The organism is Brevundimonas sp. GW821-FHT10E09 (assembly GCF_058809375.1).
Genome location: NZ_JBXASO010000003.1, coordinates 178,412 through 195,647, shown reverse-complemented (window position 1 = coordinate 195,647; position 17,236 = coordinate 178,412). Strand labels below are relative to the sequence as shown.

The window sequence follows — 17,236 nt, the reverse complement described above, 5'->3', positions numbered from 1 at the left end:
ATGGACGACGATCTGCAGGACGGGCTTGAAGACGACGGCGGCGGGTTCGACGCCGACGACTGGAGCCGGCTGAAGCCCTTTGTCGGGGCGGTGGCGACGCTGGACGATGTCCAGGCGCGCCGGGCCGTCTTCGCCCTGGGCGAGACCGACGATCCGCGCCCGATCGCCATGGACCTGCCCCAGCCGGTGATCTGGTGGGAAGAGGACGGCGAACAGGCGGCGGTCGCGGTCCAGGCCGAGAGCCATCTGGGGCCGGACGGCGAGGAGATGGAGATCCTGGGCCTGATCCTGCCGGACGGGGAGGGGGCGGTGGCCCTGATGGAGGACGTCGATCTGGTCGACGACACGGACCCGACCTGGCGCGATCTGGTGACGCGGGCCGTCGATCCCTCGGCGGCGGACGCCGATTAACCGAACAACTCCAGCTGCGGCCGGGCGTCGGCGGGGACGCGGAACTGGGTTTCGTCCAGCAGTCGCAGCGGCGTATCCAGGCCGTAGCGTTTGACGGCGGCCTTGAAGCGGGCGCCGATCAGTTCGGCGACGGGGCCGGTCCCTTTCATCCGCTGGGACCAGTCGGCGTCATAGTCCTTCCCCCCGCGGGTCTGGCGGATCAGCGACATGACGCGGGCGGCGCGATCGGGGCGGGCGTCGGCCAGCCATTCGCGAAACAGATCCTTGATCTCCAGCGGCAGGCGCAGGGTGACATACATGGCCCGCGTGGCCCCGGCCTTGGCCGCCGCCTCAAGCACGGATTCCAGTTCGTGGTCGTTCAGGCCGGGAATGACCGGGGCGAATCCGACGCCGACCGGACAGCCCGCGTCGGCCAGGCGACGGATCGCCTCCAGCCGTTTGGCCGGGGTCGAGGCGCGGGGCTCCATGGCGCGGGCCAGGCCCCGGTCCAGGGTGGTGATGGAGACGAAGGCCGAGGCCAGGCCGGCCTGACCCATTGGCCCCAGAATATCGGCGTCGCGCGCGATCAGCACCGACTTGGTGATGATGCTGAAGGGGTGGTTGAAGCGCCGCATGACCTCAAGGATCGAGCGGGTCGATTTCAGTTCGCGTTCGACCGGCTGATAGGGGTCGGTGTTGCCGCCTATGTGGATGCGCTTGCACCGGTATCGGGGGGCGAGGAAGGCCTGTTCCAGCAGACGTGCGCCCTCGGGCTTGAAGAAGATCCGGCTCTCGAAATCCAGGCCCGGGGATAGGCCCATCCAGGCATGGGACGGACGGGCGTAGCAGTAGATACAGCCATGTTCGCAACCCTTGTACGGGTTGATGGAGCGGTCGAAGCCGATGTCGGGACTGTCGTTCCGGGCGATGATGGTGCGGGCGTGTTCGGGCGTGAGAGTGGTGCGCAGCGGCGCGGCCTGGGCGTCGTCGTTCGTCCAGCCATCGTCGAACGACTCATGCTGTTCGGGCTCGTAACGGCCTGTGGCATTCGAACGCGCGCCTCTTCCCTTGGCGGATTTCATGAGACGGAGGATGGATCAGAAAAGAGAACAAAGCAAGAACATTTGTTCTGCATGTCGTTCGCAACAAGCCAAACATAAGACACAGTTTCAGTTGCTGTATGGATATGGCGCCGCTAATGGCGAACCTTAGTCGAGGAGTTTCGCATGACGATCAGACATCTGGCGGCCCTGTCCCTTCTGGCCCTGCTGGCCGCCTGCAACCGTCCGGGCGAGGCGCCGGTCACGGCGCCTGCCGCCGAGGCCGAAGCCGCCGTGGCGCTGAAGGCGCCCGCCGGCGTCTATGCGCTGGATCCGACCCACGCGACGCTGCAATGGTCGGTGCTGCACAACACCATCTCGAACTACACCGCCCGTTTCGACAAGCTTGAGGCGACGCTGACGCTGGATCCGGCCAATCTCGAGAACTCCCGGATCACGGCGACCATCGATCCGACCTCGGTCGACGCCGCCTATCCCGCCGACTACGAGGCCTCGCACGCGGGAACCGGTTTCCACAGCTGGAACGACGACATGGCGAATAACGCCAAGTTCCTGAACGCCAAGGCCTTCCCGACGATCAAATTCGTCTCGACCTCGGTCGAACCGACCGGGGCGCGCACGGCCAAGGTGACGGGCGACCTGACCTTCCTGGGCCAGACCCGTCCGGTGACGCTGGACGCGACCTTCAACGGCGAGATCGAACGGCATCCGTTCGCCCAGGTCCCGGCCGTCGGTTTCGCCGCCGAGGGGCGTTTCAAGCGCAGCGACTTCGGCATGGCCGTGGGCCCGGTCGGCGACGAGGTGACCATCCGTTTCGACGGCGAGTTCATCCAGCAGGCCGCCCCGGCCGCGCCGGCGAACTGATCGTCCGCACCGAGACCACCGAAACGGCGGCGGAGGCAGGCTCCGCCGCCGTGCTCATTTTTCGCCTGATCGAAGACCGCTCATGACCGCCGCCCATCGCTATTCCGCCGTCGCCGTCACCCTGCACTGGGTAATCGCCGTCTGCATCCTGTCGATGATTCCGATGGGGTGGTGGATGACTGCGGCCATCGAACAGCCCGACAGCCAGGCCCTGGCCTATCGGGTGTTTCAGATCCACAAGTCGATCGGTTTCCTGATCCTGGCCCTGACCGTGGTGCGGATCGTCTGGCGGCTGACGCACCGGGGGCCGGCCCTGCCGCGCGGGATGAAGCGGTGGGAGGCCTTCGCCGCCCACACGACCCATGTGGCCTTTTACACCCTGATGCTGGCCCTGCCGCTGACGGGGTGGCTGTATGTCTCGGCCGGCTGGGCCGTGTCGCAGGACCGGGCGCTGGAGGTGGCGACCAGCTGGTTCGGCCTGTTTCCCATCCCGCACCTGCCGGGCGTGGCCGAACTGGCGGCGGGCGTGAAACGGGCCCTGGCGTTCCAGGCCATGGGGGCGCATGCGGCGATGGCCTGGGGCGCGGTCATCCTGGTCGCCCTGCATGTCGGGGCGGCGCTGAAGCATCAGCTCGTGGATCGCGACGGCGTGCTGTCGCACATGGTCCCGTTTCTCAAGCCTGGCCTGAAGGCGGGACACGAGCCGTCGGTTTCGGCGCCGTCCTCCCCCTGGGTCGAGCGGGGCGTGGGCGTGGCCCTGATCGCCGTCGTAGCCGTTGCGGGCGCGGTGGCGGCGCGGCCCTACGCCATGCCCGGTCTGGAGATGACCCGGACGGAGGCGCCCGCTCCGGTCTCGGCGCCGGCGTCAGGCCCGGTCTCGGCGGAGGCGCCGGTCACGCCGGGGACGGCCGCCGGCTGGACCATCGACTCCGCCGCCTCGAGCATCGCCTTCTGCGGAACCCATGCGGGCGCGGCCTTCAAGGGGCGGTTCGAACGCTGGGAGGGCCAGGTCTGGTTCGATCCGACGGATCTGGCGGGATCCAAGGCCGTCATCACGGTGCAGACGGCGTCGGCCCGGACCGGCGACCCGACGCAGGAGGGCTCGCTGCAAGGCGCCGAATGGTTCGATCCGAGCCGGTATCCGACCGCCCGGTTCGAGACCACGGGCTTCCGCGCCCTGGGCGGCGACCGCTATGAGGCGACGGGCAGGCTGCGGGTCAGGACGACCACCGTGCCGGTCGTCCTGCCCTTCACTTTCCGAGAAGCCGGCGGCGTCGCCGCGGTGGACGGCCGGCTGGAGCTGGACCGCACGGCGCTGGACATGGGCATGGAGTCGGACGCGACCGGGGACTGGGTGTCGAAGATGATCGGCGTCCAGATCAAGGTCACGGCGCGACGGGCGGAGTAGGGCGCCGAATGCGCCGCCGCTTGCCCTGAGGGAAGTCAGGCCTTAGGGGTCCGCGCCTTGATCAATGATTCAGGGAGCGGTCGATGACCCTCGCACTTCTGTTTCCGGGACAGGGCAGCCAGGCCGTCGGCATGGGCGCGCAACTGGCCGACGCCTTCGCCTCCGCCCGCGACGTCTTCGCCGAGGTGGACGAGGCTCTGGGTCAGAAGCTGTCGGTGCTGATGCGCGAAGGCCCCGAGGACCAGCTGACCCTGACCGAGAACGCTCAGCCCGCCCTGATGGCGGTCTCCGTGGCGGCGATCCGGGCGCTGAAGGTCGAGTTCGGCTTCGACGTCGCGACGGCGGCCTATGTGGCCGGTCACTCGCTGGGCGAATATTCGGCCCTGGCGGCGGCGGGGGCGATCTCGCTGTCGGACACGGCGCGGCTGCTGAAGCTGCGCGGCCAAGCCATGCAGCGCGCGGTTCCGGTGGGGCAGGGGGCCATGGCCTCGCTGATCGGACCCAAGACCGACCTGGCCCTGGCCGAGGCCGCGGCGGCGGCGGGCGCCGAACTGGGCGTCTGCGTGGTCGCCAATGACAACAACGCCGGGAACATCGTCATCTCGGGCGAGAAGGCGGCCGTGGACCGGGCCATCGAGAAGGCCAAGGAACTGGGGGCGCGGGCGATTCCGCTGAACGTCTCGGCGCCCTTCCACTGCCCGCTGATGCAGCCGGCGGCGGACGAGATGGCGCAGGCCCTGGCGTCGGCGACCATCTTGGCGCCGGTCGTGCCCGTGGTGGCCAATGTGCTGGCGCGGCCGGAAAGCGATCCTGAGGTCATCCGCCGCCTGCTGGTGGAGCAGGTGACCGGCCGTGTGCGCTGGCGCGAGAGCATGGAGTGGATGGCGACCCCAGATTCGCAAGACGGGGGCGGCGTGACGCGCTTCGTCGAGATCGGCTCGGGCAAGGTGCTGACCGGCATGGCCAAGCGGATTGCGCCGGACGCAGAATGCCTGCCGCTGAACACGCCGGAAGAGTTGGAAGCCTTCGCGAAGGCTCTGTAATTTCGCCGCTCATCCCGGCGAAAGCCGGGACCCAGATCTTTGGGCGATGAGCGTTTGGGTTTGCGCAGGAACGGTGATCCCGGCCATCCTGCGCGTGAAAGCACTGGGTCCCGGCTTTCGCCGGGATGAGCGGAGGATTTGAATGTTCAATCTTGCAGGCAAGACCGCGCTGGTGACCGGCGCGACGGGCGGGATCGGCGGGGCGGTGGCGCGGGCGCTGCACGCCCAGGGCGCGACCGTGGTGCTGTCGGGCACGCGCGAGGCGGTGCTGGCGGACCTGGCCAAGGAACTGGGCGAACGAGCGCATTTCGCCACGGCGAACCTGTCGGACCCCGAGTCGGTCGACAATCTGGTGAACGCGGCCGAGACGGCGGCGGGCTCAGCCCTGGACATCCTGGTGGCCAATGCGGGCATCACCAAGGACGGCCTGCTGATGCGGATGAAGGACGAGGACTTCCAGTCGGTCATCCAGATCAATCTGGAGAGCTATTTCCGCCTGACCCGCGCGGCGGTGAAGGGGATGATGAAGCGGCGTTCGGGCCGAATCATCGGCGTGACCTCGGTCGTGGGCGTCACCGGAAATCCGGGCCAGACCAACTATTCCGCGTCCAAGGCCGGGATGATCGGGTTTTCCAAGTCGCTGGCCCAAGAGGTCGGGTCGCGCGGCATTACGGTCAACTGCATCGCGCCGGGCTTCATCGCCTCGCCGATGACCGATGTGCTGAACGAGCAGCAGCGTGAGACCATTCTGGCCCGGATTCCGGCTGGTCGGCTGGGCACCGGCGACGAGATCGCGGCCGCCGCCGTCTATCTTTCGTCGAACGAAGCGGCCTATGTCACGGGCCAGACCCTGCATGTGAACGGCGGCATGGCGATGATCTGATCGCGATCACGAAATTCAACAGACTATTTCTTGCCCGAAAGCCTGTGCTAAAGGGCAGAACGCAACGGCGGTTCGGGCTTTCGGGCTTGCGTCGCCTTCGCTGCCGTGAGACGGCGATTTACAAGCTACCCCCGCCTCTACGGCGATTTCAAACAGGCAGAGAGACACTCATGTCCGACACCCTCGAGCGCGTTCGCAAGATCGTCATCGACCACCTGGACGCCGATCCGGACAAGGTCACGGAAAAAGCCAGCTTCATCGACGACCTGGGCGCCGACTCGCTCGACAACGTCGAGCTGGTGATGGCCTTCGAAGAAGAATTCGACATCGAGATCCCGGATGACGCCGCCGAGCACATCCAGACGGTCGGCGATGCGGTCAAGTTCATCGACGAAAAGTCGGCCGGCTGATTTCAGCCCCCGACTGGCGGCCCGATAGGGCCGACGGTTCACAGGGCCGCCCGGCGCTCCTAGCGGAGACGCCCGGCGGCCTTTACTGTTTCTGACCCATGCGAATCCGAAGTGATTCTCCGGGTTCGGACTGGAGAATTTTAGGAGCACGCACCATGCGCCGCGTCGTCGTTACGGGCATCGGTCTGCTGACCCCCCTGGGTTGGGGTGTCGAGAAGAGCTGGAAGGGCATCGTCGAGGGACGGTCGGGCATCCGCCCGATCACCGCCTTCGACACCACAGGCTATGGCTGCACCATCGCCGGCGAAGTGCCGAGCGTGGATGGGCGCGGCGGCGGCGGCGAAGGCGACTTCGACCCCGAGAAGATCATGTCGGTCAAGGACCGCAAGCGAGTCGACGACTTCATCCTGTACGCCATTGCGGCGGCGGACGAGGCCCTGGCCGACGCGGACTGGAAGCCAGAGACCGACGAGGACAAGGAACGCACCGGGGTCATGGTCGGCTCCGGCATCGGCGGCCTGGGCGCCATCGCCGAGACGGCCATCGTGCTGAAGGAACAGGGGGTGCGCCGCGTCAGCCCCTTCTTCATCCCCAGCGCTCTGATCAATCTGGCCGGCGGGCAGATCTCGATCCGCCACGGCCTGAAGGGACCGAACCATGCGGTCGTGACGGCCTGCGCCACCGGCGCCCACGCCATCGGCGATGCGGCCCGGATGATCGCCCTGGACGACGCCGACGTGATGGTGGCCGGCGGGGCGGAGAGCTCGGTCGTGCCGCTGGGCATCGCCGGCTTCCTGGCCTGCAAGGCTCTGTGCACCGCCTATAACGACACGCCGGACAAGGCGTCTCGTCCCTATGACCGGGGCCACGCCGGCTTCATCATGGGCGAGGGCGCCGGGATCCTGGTGCTGGAGGAATACGAACACGCCAAGGCGCGCGGGGCCAAGATCTACGCCGAGGTCGTGGGCTACGGCATGAGCGGCGACGCCCACCACATCACCGCCCCGTCCGAGGACGGCGAGGGCGGGGTGCGGGCCATGAAGATGGCGCTGAAGCGGGCCGGAATGCAGCCCTCGGACCTCGACTATGTCAACGCCCACGGCACCTCGACCATGGCGGACTGGATCGAGCTGAAGGGGATCGAGGGTCTGGTCGGCGATCACGCCCAGAATCTGGCCGTCAGTTCCACCAAGTCGATGACCGGCCACCTGCTGGGCGCCGCCGGGGCCATAGAAGCGGCCTTCTGTGTCCTGGCCATCCGGGACCAGGTGGCGCCGCCGACGATCAATCTGGATGATCCGGAGATGGAGACGCCGATCGACCTGGTCCCGAACAAGGCCAGGCCGATGAAGATCGATGTCGCCATGTCCAACAGTTTCGGCTTCGGGGGCACAAACGCCTCGGTGATCTTCAAGAAGGTCGACTGACATGTTCGGACGGGGGCGGGTTGAAAGGGTGCGGGGCGGTTCGGGTCTGACGGTGACGTTGCTGACCGCCTCGGCGACGTTCAGCCTGTTCCTGATCGCCGCCCTGGCGATTGTCTGGGGCGTCTACTACGGCCCGGGGCCTGGCGCCCGTCAGGGAGACCGCACGGTCGTGACCCTGGCCAGCGGGTCGGGCGTCTCCGCCATCGCCGCACAGCTGAAGGCGGCGGGGGTCATCCGATCGACCGACCTGTTCAAGGCGGCGGCGACCTTCACCGGGGCGGACCGCAAGCTGCGCGCCGGTGAATACGAGGTGCCGTCGGGCACGTCGCTGGGCGGAGTGCTCAAACTGTTGGTCGATGGCCGGGTGGTGCGCCATTTCGTGACCCTGCCGGAAGGCTGGTCCTCGGCCCAGGCGCTCGACATCCTGAACAAGGAGCCGGTGCTGACCGGCACGGTCGAGGTCCTGCCGGAGGAAGGCAGCCTGTGGCCCGACACCTATGAGATCGCACGCGGCGATACGCGCCAGTCGGTGATCGACCGGATGCAGCGGGCCGCCAGCGAGAATCTTCGACTTCTGTGGGCGCAACGCGGGCCGGGAACCGTGGTGCGAAACCCCGAAGAGGCGGTGATCCTGGCCTCCATCGTCGAAAAGGAGACGGGCCTGGCGGCGGAACGTCCGCGGGTGGCGGCGGTATTTTCCAACCGGCTGCGTCAGGGGATGCGGCTGGAGAGCGATCCGACCATCGTCTATGGCGTCACCCAGGGTCGTCCGCTGGGGCGGGGCATCCGTCGGTCGGAGCTGGACCGTCAGACGCCCTGGAACACCTATCAGATCGATGGTCTGCCGCCGACGCCCATCGCCAATCCGGGCAAGGAGGCGCTGCAGGCCGTGCTGAATCCGCCGGCTGAACAGGCCCTGTTCTTCGTCGCCGACGGATCGGGCGGTCACGCCTTCGCCTCCACCTATGAGGAGCATCTGCGCAATGTCTCCCGCTGGCGTCAGATCGAGCGCCAGAAGGTCGGATTGCCGCCCGAGGCGCCGGCGCCGGTCGCGCCGGGAACCAGCGCTGTCCCCATGGCGGAACCGGTCGAACCGGCGCCTCAGACGTCCGGGCAAGCGACCCTGACCCTTCCCGTCGGCGCCTCGCGGGGCGCGCAATGAGCCGGCTGTCCGGCATGACCGGCTTCGGCCGGGCGGACGGGGCGGGCGAAGGCTGGACCTGGTCTGTCGAGGCCCGCTCGGTCAACGGCCGCAATCTGGAGGTCCGGTTCCGCGGCCCCAATGGGTTCGATGGTCTGGAACGCGCCGCCAAGGCGGCGGCCCAGGCGCGTCTGGCGCGTGGCCAGGTCACCATCGGCGTTCAGGCCAAACGGGTCGAGACCGGCGAGGCGGCTGTCACTATCAATGCGGCGGTCCTGGCCCGCTATCTGACCCTGGCCAATGAGCTGGCCGAGGACGGAGCGACCCCGCCGTCGGCTGATGGCCTTCTGGCCTTGCGCGGGGTGATCGAGGCGCCGGAAGAGGTGGACGATCCCGAGGCCCGCGCCATTCTGGAAGCCGCCATGGCCGGAACGGTCGAAGCGGCGCTGGACGCTCTTAAGACGTCCCGCGAGGGCGAAGGCGTGCAGCTGACGCCGGTGCTGGAAGAATTTATCCGCCGAATCGCGGCCCTGGTTGCCCAGGCGGAAGGCGAAGCCCAGGCCCAGGTCGTCGCCATCCGTGATCGGTTCAGCCGCCGCATGGCCGAACTGGCCCCTGATGCGCCGGGTCTGGAAGACCGAATCTTCCTTGAAGCGGCGGCCCTGGCGACCAAGGCGGATGTACGCGAGGAGCTGGATCGGCTGACGGCCCATATCGATGCGGCGCGCCAACTGCTGGTCTCGGCGCCCGCCGGGCGGAAACTGGACTTTCTGATGCAGGAATTCATGCGTGAGGCCAACACGCTCTGCTCGAAATCGGCTACGACCGCGCTCACCGGAATCGGCCTCGAACTGAAGGCCGTCATCGAACAGTTGCGTGAACAGGTCCAGAATGTCGAATGAACGCACGCCCCGCCGGGGCGTCCTCCTGATCGTCGCCAGCCCGTCGGGCGCGGGCAAGACGTCGCTGTGCCGCCGGTTGATGGCGGATCACGGCGGGCTGGAGCTGTCCGTGTCGATGACGACCCGCGGCATCCGGCCGGGCGAGGTCGATGGGCGCGACTATAATTTCGTCGATCGTGAGCGGTTCCAGAAGCTGATCGACGCCGACGCCTTCCTGGAATGGGCCGATGTGCACGGCAATCTGTACGGCAGCCCGCGCGGCCCCGTGGACCGCGCCCTGGCCGAGGGTCGTGACGTGCTGTTCGACATCGACTGGCAGGGCGCGCGGGACGTGGCCGAGAAATGCCCCGAGGATGCGGTGCGGGTGTTCATCCTGCCGCCCAGCCTGGAAGAACTGCGCCGTCGCCTGATCACCCGGTCGCAGGATTCGGACGACGTCATCGAGCGCCGCGTCGCCAACGCCAAGGGCGAGATCGAACACTGCGACGCCTTTGACTATGTGATCGTCAACGAGGATTTCGACCGGTCTTACGCTGAGCTGGCGCACATCTATCATGCCGAACGGTCGCGTCGTTTCCGCAATCTGTGGGTGGGCGACTACAAGGCCGCCCTGCTGCGCGAGCCGGTCTGAGAAGAACCCGATCCGGGCAATCGACCTGGAAAGAACAACGACACCGCGGCCGGCGGAGGGGGAACAGTGCCGCCGCGGTGTCGTCTTCGGCTGAGAAGCGGCGCCGACATCACGCCAGGCGGGGGCGTCCTACGCGACGTCGACTTCGGCGCTGCTCAACTGCACCCTTTATTCCACAACAGGAGTTCCAGAGGGTAAATTTCTATCTAGGGGCGATTGCTTAGGTACGCCCCACGATTGCCAAGTCGATGTTTTGCGGATGCGATCAGAGCGGCGTGCGCGCAGCGAACCAGGGCGTGAGTCGCGCCAGGGCCGTCTCGACCTCGGGCGTGGAAACGGCGAAGCTGATGCGGATGAAGCGATGGCCGTCGACGGGATCGAAATCGACGCCGGGCGCGGTGGCCACGCCGGTATCGCGCAACAGTTGTTCGCAGAAGGCCACGCTGTCGTCCGTCAGATGGCCGATGTCGGCCCAGATGTAGAAGGCGCCGTCGGGCGGCGCGATCTTCTTCAGACCGAGGGCCGGCAGGGCCGCCAGCATCAGGTCGCGGTTGCGGGCGTAGGTCTGGATATGGCCCTCAAGCTCGTCGATCGCGTCCATGGCGACCAGGCCGGCGTGTTGGCTGAGGCTGGGCGGGGTCAGGAACATGTTGCCGATATAGGCGCGGGCGGCGTCGATCAGGGTCTCGGGAACCAGCAGCCAGCCCAGGCGCCAGCCGGCCATGCTCCAGTATTTGGAGAAGCTGTTGATCACCATGGCGTCGGGCGCGAACTGCAGCATCGACGGCGTCGGGCCGACATAGGACAGGCCGTGGTAGATCTCGTCCGAGACGATGGCGATGTCGCGCGCACGACAGACCTCGGCGATGGCGGCGAGTTCGGCGTCGGGGATGACGGTGCCGGTCGGATTGGCGGGGCTGGCGATGATGACGCCGGCGGGGGCCGGATCCAGGGCTTCCAGTTGAGCGGCGGTCAGCTGGAAACGGGTCTCGGGGCCGCAGGCGATCTCGACTGGTTCAAGGTGCAGGGCGCGCAGGGTGTTGCGATAGGCGACATAGCCGGGGCGGGCCAAAGCGATGCGGTCGCCCGGCCTGAAGCGGGTGCTGAGCGCCAGGACGAGGGCGGGGGAGGCGCCGCAGGTCAGCAGGATGCGGTCGGGATCGACCGTGACGCCATAACGCTCGTCGTACAGGCGCGTGATCCGGGCGCGCAGGTCGGGGCTTTCCCAATAGCCCATGGCGTCGGCGTCCAGCACCTGATGCGCGCGGGCGATGGCCGCGGCGGGCGCGCCGGTCGAGGGCTGGCCGAACTCCATATGGATGATCGACCGGCCTTCGGCTTTCAACTGGTGCGCCAAACGGCTGATGGTGATGGCGCGGAAGGGTTCGACGGTCATGCCAGCGCATCCGCAAGTCGCAGGAAGCCCGCGACGTCCACGGTTTCAGCCCGCACGTCCGGCTCGATGCCGGCGGCCTCGCATAGCTCGGCGCCGCCCAGTTGTTTCAGGCTGGAGCGCAGCATCTTGCGGCGCTGGCCGAAGGCGGCGGCGGTGACGCGTTCCAGCTTCTTCAGGCGTTCAGGCGACGGGCGCTCGTCCAGCGGGACCAGATGGACCACGGCCGAGGCCACCTTGGGCGGCGGGGTGAAGGCGGCGGCGGGCAGGTGCATGACGATGCGGGCGGTGCAGACGGCCTGGGAAATGACCGCCAGCCGGCCATAGGCGTCGTCGCCGGGCCCTGCGGCCACACGCTCGGCGACCTCCTTCTGGAACATCAGGGTCAGGCTGTGGGGCAGCCAGGGACCGGTCAGCCATTTGATCAGCAGGGCCGTGCCGACGTTGTAGGGCAGGTTGGAGACCATGTGGGCGGGGCCGGAGACCAGGTCCGCCTCCTTCACCTTCAGCGCATCGGCCTCGACGATGGTCAGACGGCCGGAGCCGTCGTCCAGTTCGGACAGAAGGGGGATGAAGCGCGGGTCCTTTTCCACCAGGACCACGGGGCCGGCGTCGGATTCCAGCAGGGCGCGGGTCAGGCCGCCGGGGCCGGGGCCGACCTCGATCACGGCGCGGCCCTCGAACGGGCCGGCGAGGCGCACGATCTTGCGCGTCACATTGAGGTCCAGCAGGAAATGCTGGCCGAAGCTCTTCTTGGCCAGCAGGCCGTGGGCGTCGAGGGTTTCGCGGAGGGAAGGAAGGTCGGTCACAGGCCCTGTTAGCGCGCGGCGCGCGCCGCCGCCATCTCCGAAGCCAGTCGGACGGCGGCGATCAGGCTGTCGGCGCGGGCGATCCCCTGGCCGGCGATGTCGAAACCGGTGCCGTGATCGGGCGAAGTGCGGATGATCGGCAGGCCCAGGGAGACGTTCACTCCCCCCCAGAAGTCCAGGGTCTTGACCGGGATCAGGGCCTGATCGTGATACATGCACAGGGCGGCGTCATAGCCGGCCCGCGCCTCGTCGTGGAACAGGGTGTCGGCGGGCCTGGGGTCGGTGATGTCGATTCCCTCGGCCCGCAGCTGCGCAGCCACCGGGCGCAGGGTCTCGATCTCCTCCACACCCAGAGCGCCGCCTTCGCCGGCGTGAGGGTTCAGGGCGGCCATGGCCAGGCGCGGACGGGCGATGGCGAAGTCGCGCTTCAGGCTTTCGTGAACCACGCGGGCGGTGCGGGCCACGCGGTCTGCGGTGATCAGTTCTGCGACCTGTCCCAGGGCGACGTGGATGGTGACCAGGCAGGCCCGCAGATCCTTGGCGGTCAGCATCATCACCGGCCCCCGCGTGCCTGGATAGGGGGCGTCCGCAGTCAGTTCGGCGATGAATTCCGTATGGCCCGGAAAGCGGAAACCCGAGGCGTACATCGGGGCCTTGGCGATCGGCGCGGTCACAAGGCCCGACGCCTCGCCGGACAGGACGAAACTGACCGCTTCTTCGATGCCGTCGGCGACGGCCGGCGCATTGGCCGGATCGGGACGGCCGACCTCGACCGCGGCCGGCAAGGGGCGATGGATCACCGGCAGGGCGCGCCCGAAAGGCTGCAGCGCATCGGCGGGGGTGTTGATTTCGACCACCAGCACGCCCTGAGCGCGGAGCAGGTCCGCGTCGCCGATGACGGCGAAGGCCGGCGGCTCGGTCTTCAGGGCGTTCCAGGCGGCGGCCACGATCTCCGGCCCGACGCCGGCGGGTTCGCCCAGCGTCAGGACCAGAGGCCGGGTCATTTGAACTCGATGAGGGCGTCGCTACGCAGGTCGCGCAGATAGCGGCGCTCGAGCACGGCCAGGTTCTGGGAACGCAGACGACCCTCGACCTGTTGACGGTTCGGAGCCTCGGGGCCCCCGACCCGGCGACCGCAGACGGCGACCAGGTGCAGGCCCAGCGGGGTGCGGATCGGCGTGGAGACCGAGCCGATCTCGCCGGTGCGGGCGAACTGCTGGAACTGGGGCGCGAGGTTGGCGACATCTGATTCGCCGAGGTCCGCTCCGATCACGCCCTGGGTCGCGCGCGCCTGGGACAGGATGTTGTCGCAGTTCAGTCCCTGACGCAGGCCTTCCAGAGTGCGGGTCGCGGCGGCCAGATCGGCTTCCGACGCCGTCTCGGGCAGTTCGACCATCAGTTGCCGCAGAGAGACCAGGCTGGTCGCCGCGCCGTCGCGCTTGTCGCGCATATAGATGATGTACACCCCGCCATCGACGGCGATCGGGTTCGACAGCTGGCCGGGCTGGAGTTGGTCGAAGATGGTCTGAAGCGCGGGCTGGACCGTGCCCTTGACCACCCAGCCGGCGTCGCCGGGCACCCGGGCCGAAGCCGAAGGCGCCGATGAGAACTGTTGGGCGACGGCCTGGAAGGGCGCGCCCTGGATGATCTGCTGCACCAGTTGGCGGGCGCCGTTCATGGCGGCTTCCTGACCGCCGACTCGGGCTGCCTCGATATAGATTTCGCCGATCAGATACTGGGGCTGGGCGGCCGCGTCATTGAGACGACGGACTTCCTGATCGACTTGAAGCGTGCTTGGACGCGCGCGGCTGTTGAAGCGACCGGGCACCAGCTGTCCCCAGCCGATCTCGGTGCGCAGGCTCTCGCGGAAGGCGTTCGGCTGGATGCCGCCCTGCTGAAGGAACTCCATATAGGCGGCGGGGGTGACGCCGGCCTGGCGCGCCATCTGGGCGATTTCCTCGTCGATCTCCTGGTCGGTGACTTTCAGGCTTTCGAACTTGGTGATCTCCTGCGCCTTCAGGCGCTGCTCAATCAGCCGGTTGAGGGCGGCCTGCTGGATCGCCGGCAGGTTCTGCTCGGTCGGCTGGACCTGCGACGAGGCGATCAGCATCAGCATCTGCTGACGCAGATCGAATCCCGTGATGATCTTGTCGTTCACCGTGGCGACGATGCCGTCGGCCATCTCGAACTGGGGGGCGGGGCGAGCCGTTGCGGGACCGTCGCCGGCCGCAGGATTCGGCGCTCCGGCGGCGGACGCCTGCGGAGCGGCCGGAGCGGACGCCGTCTGACCATGAGCCGAACCGGCGAGGAGGACCGCCGCGAGCGCAGCCCCCGTCGAATAACGCATCAAACCCATTGGTCGTCCTGATTCCTCACAGCGGTCCGTTTGCCAGGTCGGCAGACGGTCGCGCCCCGTAAAGCGTCATGCTCAACGCATTTCACCCTGTCCATAACCTGAACCTCCGAAAGTGGCGAGGTTTAGGCGTATATAGACGCCATCCGACGGTCCGCTGGCCCGCACCCGTGTATTGTCGCGGCGATATCCGAACTCGACGCGGAAACAGTCGTCGTCGAACAGCACGCCGACCTCCTGACGGGTGATGACGTTCCGTTCGAGATCGGCGATGCCCGTGACGGCGACGCCCCAGTCGCCATAGACGAACTGTTGTCCCGAAAGCTGGACGAATTCGTAGTTTCGATTCTGATCGCCGGACAAGGGATTGGATCGATCGACGATATAGCTGACGGACGCGAGATTTCGGCGTCCCCAGCGGCCGTCCACTGCGGCCTCGGCGCGACGAATGTCGCCGGACCCGTCAATGGTGGCGTGACCCCAGCTGCGAATTCGGTCGGAAGGAGAGAAATTGCCCTGCACCACCCAGTCCGACGCCGAGGACGCAAGACCGGTCGGATCGTAAAGCGCGCCGGTCGTGCTGTCCGGCACCGTGGTGCGGAAGGCGTCTTCGTCATCGGCGCGATAGCTTCGGCCGATGAACAGGCTGGCGCTACGTCCTTCGGACCAGCGAACCGTCGCACGACCGCCGGCCGTGACCCGCGATCCGCCCTCGACCAGATCGTATCCGGAGAAGCGATCCATGCGGAACAACGATGACTCGTCCAACTCGATGACCTGCGAATCCTCGTTCGGGATGCGGGGATCTATGTCGGTCTTGTTGGAAACCGAAACCTGTACGACCGGCTCGAGGATGATGTCCGCGCGCTGGGTGCGTTTGATCAACGGATAGCTGACATCGACCCCGGCGCTGAAGCGTGTGCGGCTGAGCGACTCGTCGCTGTCGCCCCCCATCATCGGCGGCAGATCGGACAGGGAGTAGAGATCGACCCTCGCGTCGACAAACGGCTCAACCCGCAGACCCAGGCCAGTGATGAAGGTTCGACGCCATTCCGCCTGGGCGGTCACTCGCCGGCTATCCACGCCGGACAAGCCCGTCGTCACCGCCGGCACGATGTCAGGGTTCAGGATCGGCGTGCCGACGAAATTATCGCGGTACAGCGAAACCGCCGATCCCTTCAGCCGCAGTCGACCGCCGAAGACGTAGCCTGCGGGTTCCCAGCGCGCATCGATCAGCGGCGCGACCAGGGGCAGGTCGTCGTCCTCCTCGAACACCTTGAAGCCGGAGGCGTCGCGGAAGTCGTTGGCCTCGAACGCGGGGTCCAGCCGCAGGCTCTGAATGGAGAAGGCGGCGACCGAAACATAGGATTGCTCGGTCTGACGCTCGGCGTAGATCTGGCTGATCAGCCGACGACGGTCACCGTAATACAGCCCGTTGTCCTGATAGGTGTTGCGCACGTCATACCGGTCGAACAGGGTCTTGTCGGACGTGCGCTCCGCCGTGAAGCCGAAACGCCAGGGGCCGTCAGGATCGTATTCGCCGTGGGACAGCAGATAGCTGCGGTGTTCCTTGTCGCCGAAACGGACGTTGCTTTCATAGGCGCCGTCGCCGTTCAGGTCGAAATCGCCGAAATTGCGTTCGTAGGTGTAGCCGCCGCGCGCAAAGATCGAAGCGTTCACGAACCGGCGGCGCCATTGCAGGTTCAGCAGCGGCGCGACGCGCGTGTTGATCTGCGGACTGATGAGCCAGTCCTCGGACGGCGACACGACGTGAAGATAGGGAGCCTCGATCGAGACGCCCCGGCCTTCATCATAGTTGATGATCGGCACCAGCAGGCCAGACGCCCGTTTCACCGTAGGGTCGGGGTGGGCGAAAAACGGGGTGTAGAAGACCGGGACGCCGCCGACCCGGAAGATGGCGTTGCGATAGATGACGGCGCGCAGGGCTTCGTCCTGGACCACCTTTTCCGCCTGGATCGAGATGCTGGGCCGTTTGGGACCGTTTGCATCACAGATCGGGCAGGGGGTGAAAATGGCGTAGTTCAGTTCATTGACGTTTTCGCTGCGCCGCACCGCCGTCGCCGCCATCAGACTGGCGCCGTTCTCGAACCGTGTCGCGAAATCGACCGCTATGGCCGCCTTCAGGTCGCGATCGGTTTCCAGATGGCTGGCGTAGACGATGGTCCCATCCGCCGACACGGCTTCGACGCGCCCGCTGGCCGAGGCGGCGCCGCTGGACAGGTCATAGGCGAGGTTGTCGCCACGCAGCACATTGCCGTCTGCGCGCAGATAGACCCGGTCGCCGCCGTTGCTTTCGGCGGTGATTAGATCGCCGGTGCGGCTGGTGCTGACGGCGTCGACATAGACGGCGCCTTGAGGCAGGCCGTCCGAGGCGGGCGTCGTCTGCGCTGCGGCGACACCGGCGAAGGGGACGCAGACGAACAGGGCCGCGCCGGCCAGAAGCCGCGCCCGGAAGGCCTTCGAACGCTGATCGCGATCACCCTGCATGAACCATCCGTCT

Annotated in this window: 16 protein-coding genes; 10 read left to right on the top strand and 6 right to left on the bottom strand. The window is 67.3% G+C overall.

Features of this window, described 5'->3' with window-relative positions; translation table 11 throughout:
* The gene (locus AC1RSI_RS04330; RefSeq protein WP_035308614.1) at positions 1-411 is read left to right on the top strand and encodes a hypothetical protein; all 411 of its coding nucleotides are present in this window, start codon (positions 1-3) and stop codon (positions 409-411) included.
* On the opposite strand, the gene AC1RSI_RS04325 is transcribed toward AC1RSI_RS04330, so the two are convergent.
* Positions 408-1,472 (bottom strand): PA0069 family radical SAM protein, encoded by a 1,065-nt coding sequence (locus AC1RSI_RS04325; RefSeq protein WP_154725402.1) that lies wholly within the window; start codon positions 1,470-1,472, stop codon positions 408-410. The two genes, AC1RSI_RS04330 and AC1RSI_RS04325, sit on opposite strands and share 4 nt — an antisense overlap.
* A gap of 144 nt (positions 1,473-1,616) precedes the next feature.
* Between AC1RSI_RS04325 and AC1RSI_RS04320 the strand changes: the two genes are divergently transcribed.
* From AC1RSI_RS04320 to gmk, 9 genes are all read left to right on the top strand, one after another.
* Positions 1,617-2,315, top strand: a complete 699-nt coding sequence (locus tag AC1RSI_RS04320; RefSeq protein WP_154725401.1) for a YceI family protein — start codon at positions 1,617-1,619, stop codon at positions 2,313-2,315.
* An 82-nt stretch (positions 2,316-2,397) separates the two neighbouring features.
* Entirely contained in the window at positions 2,398-3,723 is a 1,326-nt protein-coding gene (locus tag AC1RSI_RS04315; protein WP_035308608.1) for a cytochrome b/b6 domain-containing protein, read from the top strand.
* Between the two features lie 83 nt (positions 3,724-3,806).
* Positions 3,807-4,766: an ACP S-malonyltransferase gene (fabD, locus tag AC1RSI_RS04310; RefSeq protein ID WP_035308606.1), complete on the top strand. Its 960-nt coding sequence runs from the start codon at positions 3,807-3,809 to the stop codon at positions 4,764-4,766.
* 142 nt (positions 4,767-4,908) lie between these two features.
* Complete coding sequence (fabG, locus tag AC1RSI_RS04305) at positions 4,909-5,649, top strand: 3-oxoacyl-[acyl-carrier-protein] reductase (protein ID WP_035308603.1); 741 nt, start codon at positions 4,909-4,911, stop codon at positions 5,647-5,649.
* Between the two features lie 170 nt (positions 5,650-5,819).
* Positions 5,820-6,059 (top strand): acyl carrier protein, encoded by a 240-nt coding sequence (locus AC1RSI_RS04300; protein WP_008264317.1) that lies wholly within the window; start codon positions 5,820-5,822, stop codon positions 6,057-6,059.
* Positions 6,060-6,214: 155 nt separating this feature from the next.
* Positions 6,215-7,486, top strand: coding sequence for a beta-ketoacyl-ACP synthase II (gene fabF / locus AC1RSI_RS04295; RefSeq protein ID WP_008261779.1), 1,272 nt, complete (start codon positions 6,215-6,217; stop codon positions 7,484-7,486).
* A 1-nt stretch (position 7,487) separates the two neighbouring features.
* The gene (gene mltG, locus AC1RSI_RS04290) at positions 7,488-8,648 is read left to right on the top strand and encodes an endolytic transglycosylase MltG (RefSeq protein ID WP_008263944.1); all 1,161 of its coding nucleotides are present in this window, start codon (positions 7,488-7,490) and stop codon (positions 8,646-8,648) included.
* Positions 8,645-9,529, top strand: a complete 885-nt coding sequence (locus AC1RSI_RS04285) for a YicC/YloC family endoribonuclease (RefSeq protein WP_035308452.1) — start codon at positions 8,645-8,647, stop codon at positions 9,527-9,529. Before mltG ends, AC1RSI_RS04285 begins: the two co-directional genes overlap by 4 nt.
* On the top strand, positions 9,519-10,160 hold the full coding sequence (gene gmk, locus AC1RSI_RS04280; RefSeq protein WP_008262586.1) for a guanylate kinase: 642 nt from the start codon (positions 9,519-9,521) through the stop codon (positions 10,158-10,160). The genes AC1RSI_RS04285 and gmk overlap by 11 nt, the downstream gene beginning before the upstream one ends.
* A 265-nt stretch (positions 10,161-10,425) precedes the next feature.
* Here the strand turns inward: gmk and AC1RSI_RS04275 are convergent, their stop codons facing one another.
* From AC1RSI_RS04275 to AC1RSI_RS04255, 5 genes are all read right to left on the bottom strand, one after another.
* On the bottom strand, positions 10,426-11,556 hold the full coding sequence (locus AC1RSI_RS04275; protein ID WP_035308454.1) for a pyridoxal phosphate-dependent aminotransferase: 1,131 nt from the start codon (positions 11,554-11,556) through the stop codon (positions 10,426-10,428).
* Positions 11,553-12,362: a 16S rRNA (adenine(1518)-N(6)/adenine(1519)-N(6))-dimethyltransferase RsmA gene (rsmA, locus tag AC1RSI_RS04270; protein ID WP_008262691.1), complete on the bottom strand. Its 810-nt coding sequence runs from the start codon at positions 12,360-12,362 to the stop codon at positions 11,553-11,555. Before rsmA ends, AC1RSI_RS04275 begins: the two co-directional genes overlap by 4 nt.
* Before the next feature lie 8 nt (positions 12,363-12,370).
* On the bottom strand, positions 12,371-13,366 hold the full coding sequence (pdxA, locus tag AC1RSI_RS04265; RefSeq protein WP_008264061.1) for a 4-hydroxythreonine-4-phosphate dehydrogenase PdxA: 996 nt from the start codon (positions 13,364-13,366) through the stop codon (positions 12,371-12,373).
* Positions 13,363-14,718: a peptidylprolyl isomerase gene (locus AC1RSI_RS04260; protein WP_230307514.1), complete on the bottom strand. Its 1,356-nt coding sequence runs from the start codon at positions 14,716-14,718 to the stop codon at positions 13,363-13,365. Before AC1RSI_RS04260 ends, pdxA begins: the two co-directional genes overlap by 4 nt.
* Before the next feature lie 72 nt (positions 14,719-14,790).
* The gene (locus tag AC1RSI_RS04255; RefSeq protein ID WP_447941501.1) at positions 14,791-17,223 is read right to left on the bottom strand and encodes an LPS-assembly protein LptD; all 2,433 of its coding nucleotides are present in this window, start codon (positions 17,221-17,223) and stop codon (positions 14,791-14,793) included.
* Between the last annotated feature and the right edge of the window lie 13 nt (positions 17,224-17,236).